2 protein-coding genes are annotated in these 3,553 nt (G+C 49.0%); both read right to left on the bottom strand.

The genetic code is table 11. The features are described 5' to 3' along the window. Positions 1–352, bottom strand: a 352-nt coding sequence (locus P8O70_21645) for a hypothetical protein (GenBank protein MDG2199446.1), incomplete at its 3' end; no start/stop codon positions are given. Between the two features lie 112 nt (positions 353–464). Next, a partial coding sequence (locus tag P8O70_21640; GenBank protein ID MDG2199445.1) for a hypothetical protein occupies positions 465–3,553 on the bottom strand: 3,089 nt, incomplete at its 5' end.

The following is a 3,553-nucleotide window of genomic DNA, read 5'->3' as shown; positions in this document are numbered from 1 at the left end:
GCAACAGCTGCATCAGATCACCATGGACCATACAACTTAAATGCTTTCTTGGTTCCCGGTACACTTCTGCTGAAATCGTGTTGATCTTTTCCATAACGAGGGCCGTGTTGAAGGAACATGGAATAGATTCGAATGCTGCTGCCAGCGAGTTCCAGATGTTCTGTGGCAATGGTAGGTAAATTTCAGCAAGCTCGACAACCTGCTTGTTCAGTGCCCCTATCGTACTGAGTCGGCAATTTACCAGATGCACATAGGGAGTCAGTTGGAGTTGTTGGAAGAGGTCGATCACCCGGGCGGTTGGGTGGTCCTGCGCCAGCTTCTTCAGTGGAATAAGATCAGCGCTGATCAGCATGAGGATGCCTTCTAAAAATTACCTCCAGTTTCAAATTGGCTAAGAAAATATAATTTGTTGCTAGAGCAAATTTTTAGCTTCTGTTCCATTTCTATCCCCCAGAAAGCGTACATCAAGGACAAGAAGCTTTTGGACAGTGGTTGTTGTAGAGGTAGCCGACTTCCGTTGGAGTGAGTGATCTTTTGTAAATCTTGACCTCGTCAACATAGCCCTTCCAGGGACTCTGACTAACCCGGTTGATGCCAATTTTGATCTTACGCCACTCCGTTGTAAAACTCTTCTCACTATCTAAGGCGGGGCGCAATGCCAAGGGATTGAAGGAGGTCGCGATGAAGACTTCATTTTCTCCAGCAGCGCCATCTTTATACATCCTAAGAGTTCCATTATCATATTTGACAGCAACGACATGACTCCAGCTGTTCAGAGTTAACTGAGTGTTGGTTTGCCACTTGTCCCGGTTATTGGTGATGGCGACAATCCCACCAGTACCATTGTCACTGATCTGAAAACGACCTGAACTGCTACTACCTGTCCCATCGGAACTGGTCAGAGCAGAAGCATAGGTAGGCATATCCTCATCAGGGCGCAACCACATTGAAACCGTAAAGTTGTCCTGTAACTCTGGGATTCCATAAGCCGAAACTCTACCTGAACCATTGTCCGTAAAGTTGTCATTATAAGCGTAGCCACCCTGGGAATCAAAGTAACTCGCCTGGTCACCCGTGAAGTGGCTACCTGCATACACGAATCCAGCATCTCCTGAAGCAGTCAGGTTGTAGGTGGCCCCTGTCGAAGCCTTATTGTTTAAATCCCCATCAAAATCATAATAGACAACAAGATCAGCATTATTATCAGCTGGGAGAGTTACCGTAGTTTCTCCGGTGGGAGTCCCATTGACCTGGTTACTCAAAGCGCTGTTAACGCCATTGTCAATGACCCGCAGGGCATATTCATACCTCTTGCCTGAGGTCAAGCCACCGTGAATATAGCCTGAGGATACACCTGCTATGCTGTTACTGCCGGCAGATACAGTGAAGGGAGAAGTAACAGGATCATTCAGGGCCCAAAAGAGGGTATAGTTGTCTGCCCCCGAGACATTGGACCACGTCAACTTGACCTGCTGGTACCCGCTGGCGGCAGCAAGATCTGAAACTGCCGAAGGCGGCGGCGGCGGGGTTCCGTTCACCTCATTTGACAGGGCACTTTCGGTATCTTTGATCGTCACAATCCGGTAATAGTAGGTCTGACCAGCCGTAAGGCTGCTGTGTACGTAGGAAGTCGAACTGTTGTCAGAAATAGGGATGGAACTATCTGAAGTCGTGACATTGGCATTGGTATCCCAGTAGATCTTATAGCCTGATGCTCCGTTGACTGCGGTCCAGCTGAGCGTATTTTGATAGGCTGCCGCCGTTGCTACCAGATTGGCTGGGGGAACCAGACACTCTGCATACGCTCCACACTTTTCGATCACGTCATTGTAGCTGAAGGGTCTCCCATAGACCTTGACCTCGTCGATGTAGCCCTTCCAGGTCCGAGTCTCTGGATTGTTGGAGCGATTTACGCCAACTACCAACCCATACCATTTGGCTGGAAAGGAATTTGTGGATTCTAACAGCGTTCCGTTTGAATACAATTGGGCGGTGTCGTTGTCATAGTGAACCGCTGCCAGATGATGCCACTGGTGTAAGGGCAAAGAACTACTGCCGGTAATGTCATTATCAGAACCACTGTTAATTTTTGTCAGCCACTCAATCCTGCCATTGCTATCAATATCGATTTGGGATTTATTTTGCCAACCCGTTGGGCTCATAGTGTGCTTGAAGCCCGTGTTCAGGGCTGTGGCAAATTTGGGCATATCAGCATCAGCATTGACCCACATTGTGATCGTGTAATTGCCAGCGGCCAAAGCTCCTCCGACATTGCTGTCTGTAAACTGGGTGTTTTGGGCATAGCCGGAAGTCGTGTTGAAGTAACCCGCCAAGCCATAGCCACAACCCCGTGGGAAGCGAATCGTCCCGCCAGAGTTAGTCAGGTTGTAGCGCCCATCTCCGTGTGAATTTTTCTCATCATTGAGGTTTCCATTGAATGGATAGTAGACCAGCAAGTCAGTGTCATTGTCCGCCAGAATCCCTGAAGTAGTGCAGTTGTCATAAGCAGTCGGGACACCGCTGACCTCATTAGACAGAGCCGTACTTCCGGATGCTGTGTTCGCAACCAGCTTGTAGTAGTACCTCGTCCCGTTATCTAGTCCCCCGTGAACGTAGGAAGTCGAACTGTTATCTGAGATGGTGATGTTGTCATCAGAATTGCTCACCCCGCTGGAAGTCTTCCAGTAAAGGGTGTAGTTCGAAGCATTGGAGTAGGCCTGCCAGTAGATCGTATTTTGCTGCTCAGCTGGGGTTGCATTGTCAAGGACCGGCGCTGCCAAATCATCATCAATGATGGTGACTGTCACCTGTTGTGGTGTTCCACTCTCTGTCGCACTGTCTCCCCCAGATACTCCTGTGATATCCAAGATTACTGTTTCATTGTCTTCCGCAGTTGTCTCACCAACCACACTGACAGTAGCTGTACCTGTCGTATTTCCTGCAGTAATTGTGATCGTTGAACTGCTTAAAGTGTAGTCAGTACCACTGCCTGTAGCTGTTCCTGAGGCTGTCAATGTAACGGTAGTGTTCGTGGAAGCGGTTCTATCTAAAGTAGCGGTGATGGTCGCATTGGTAGCTCCAGAATTTCCTTCTGTAACGGAAGCGGTTCCTGAAAGAGTAACGACGGGTGCAGCTAAGGGGGTAGCATTGGCTTCATCGGAAACAGAGCTACTGCCTGCTGAGTTGGTGGCTTTGACAGCAAAGTCATAAGAGGTGCCGTTGGTCAGACCTGTGACAACAGTTGTCGGGGAACTAACGGTCTTCGTGCCGTCATAAGTAGCTGCGTTGGCTGGGTCAATTGCTGTCGATGGAGTATCCGTCCAATAGACAGTGTAGTTGTCGGCACCTGTCACATTGTCCCAGGCCACCGTGACTTGGGAAACTCCTGCTGTAGCAGTCAGATTCAAAGGAATATTCGGGGTAAGATTATCACACTGAGAGTAGGCGAGACACTTGTCAACAACTTCTATGGAGGTTAACGCTCTGCCATAGACTTTGACTTCATCAATGTAGCCTTTCCAAGCCGAGCCAAGATTCCCCACATACCCACCCC

The sequence above is a fragment of the SAR324 cluster bacterium genome (assembly GCA_029245725.1).
Lineage (GTDB): Bacteria > SAR324 > SAR324 > SAR324 > NAC60-12 > JCVI-SCAAA005.
The sequence above is the reverse complement of the archived record's forward strand: the minus strand, read 5'-3'. Positions and strand labels throughout refer to the sequence as shown.